Origin of the sequence: Weissella sp. DD23 (assembly GCF_001579105.1) — a bacterium.
Classification (GTDB): Bacteria; Bacillota; Bacilli; order Lactobacillales; family Lactobacillaceae; genus Weissella; species Weissella cibaria.
In genome coordinates this window covers 1-1,578 of record NZ_KQ970409.1, presented here as the reverse complement: position 1 = coordinate 1,578, position 1,578 = coordinate 1, and the positions used below count along the sequence as shown (strand labels likewise).

Below are 1,578 nucleotides of genomic sequence, written 5' to 3'. Positions count from 1 at the left end.
AATGATCTACAAAGCGGACGACGGGAATCGAACCCGCATTCCCAGCTTGGAAGGCTGGAGCACTAGCCATTGTACTACATCCGCATGAGCGCTTTTTATAACTCGTTGCCTCAACGACATAATTTATAATACACACTCTTATGCAAAACGTCAACCCTTTTGTTCAAGTAAAGTTGAAATTAGTTTTTCCTACTTGTGAACAAACATCGCATCCCCGAATGAGAAGAAACGATATTGCTCTGCGATTGCGTGTCGGTAGGCATTCAGAATGTTTTCACGTCCTGTAAATGCAGCGACTAACATAACCAATGTTGACTTAGGCAAGTGGAAGTTGGTAATAAACGCATCAACAACTGTCCACTTGTACCCTGGCTTGATAAAGATGTCCGTCCAACCAGAATCTTCTCGCAACTCACCATTGAATTTTGAACCAATTGTTTCTAAGGTACGAATTGACGTCGTCCCTGTCGCGATAATACGACCACCGTTTGCTTTAACATCGTTCAACGTTTGTGCTGCCTCAGCTGATAGTTGATAGAATTCTGAGTGCATCTTGTGATCTTCGATATTCTCTTCTTCAACCGGACGGAAAGTTCCTAGCCCAACGTGCAACGTTAACTCAACAAGCTTCACACCCTTGTCGGCAGCCTTTTGCAACAATTCAGGCGTCCAGTGTAACCCAGCCGTTGGTGCGGCCGCTGATCCATTTACCTTTGAGTAAACAGTTTGGTAGCGTTCCTTATCATCCAACTTTTCCTTAATATATGGTGGCAAAGGCATCTCACCTAGTGATTCCAAAATTTCTAGGAAAATACCATCATACTTAAACTCGATCATCCGACCACCGTGTTCAAGTTCTTCCGTCACCACTGCGGTCAATTGTCCATCACCAAACGCAATTTCTTGTCCAACTGGGTACTTTTTAGCAGGCTTCACAAGTGTTTCCCATACCTCCCCATGATCTTGCCGAAGTAGCAACACTTCGACGTGACCACCAGTACCGGGACGTTCGCCATACAAACGCGCTGGCAAAACACGGGAATTGTTCATCACCAAAGCATCACCTGGATTAAGATAATCCAAAATGTCATAGAAATGGCGATCGTGTACTTCACCCGTAACTGCATTTAATTCCAGCAGGCGTGAACCATCACGACGTTCCAATGGTGTCTGAGCAATTAACTCATGTGGTAGGTCATAATCAAAATCTTCAAGTGTGTAATGTTCTTCAGTCATTTATTTCAACCCTTCTTTTCAATATAAGGTAAATCCAAGTGTGCATACGCAGCTTGCGTCACGACACGTCCACGAGGGGTCCGTTGCAGGAAGCCGATTTGCAATAGGTACGGTTCATACATTGACTCAATTGTGTCGACTTCTTCACCAATGTTCGCTGCAATTGTATTCACGCCGACTGGACCGCCTTGATAAAATTCAATCATCGTGCGTAAAATTTTGTGATCGACTTCGTCTAGACCGGCTTCATCAACTTTCAGCAAATCTAATGAAAAGTTCACCATATCATCGTCAATATAGTCACGATCCTTAACCATCGCAAAATCACGCACCCGACGCAAC

Annotated in this window: 2 protein-coding genes and 1 tRNA gene; all 3 read right to left on the bottom strand. The window is 44.2% G+C overall.

Features of this window, described 5'->3' with window-relative positions:
* Positions 1–12 precede the first annotated feature (12 nt).
* Positions 13–84, bottom strand: a tRNA-Gly gene (locus tag WEIDD23_RS11850).
* Positions 85–189: 105 nt separating this feature from the next.
* Complete coding sequence (gene queA / locus WEIDD23_RS11845; protein WP_010372892.1) at positions 190–1,236, bottom strand: tRNA preQ1(34) S-adenosylmethionine ribosyltransferase-isomerase QueA; 1,047 nt, start codon at positions 1,234–1,236, stop codon at positions 190–192.
* A gap of 5 nt (positions 1,237–1,241) precedes the next feature.
* A partial coding sequence (locus WEIDD23_RS11840) for a Holliday junction DNA helicase RuvB C-terminal domain-containing protein (RefSeq protein WP_278279506.1) occupies positions 1,242–1,578 on the bottom strand: 337 nt, incomplete at its 5' end.

Excerpts from the sequence above, each read along its gene's own strand:
- queA (WP_010372892.1), bottom strand. The coding sequence starts at position 1,236 with ATGACTGAAGAACATTACACACTTGAAGATTTTGATTATGACCTACCA.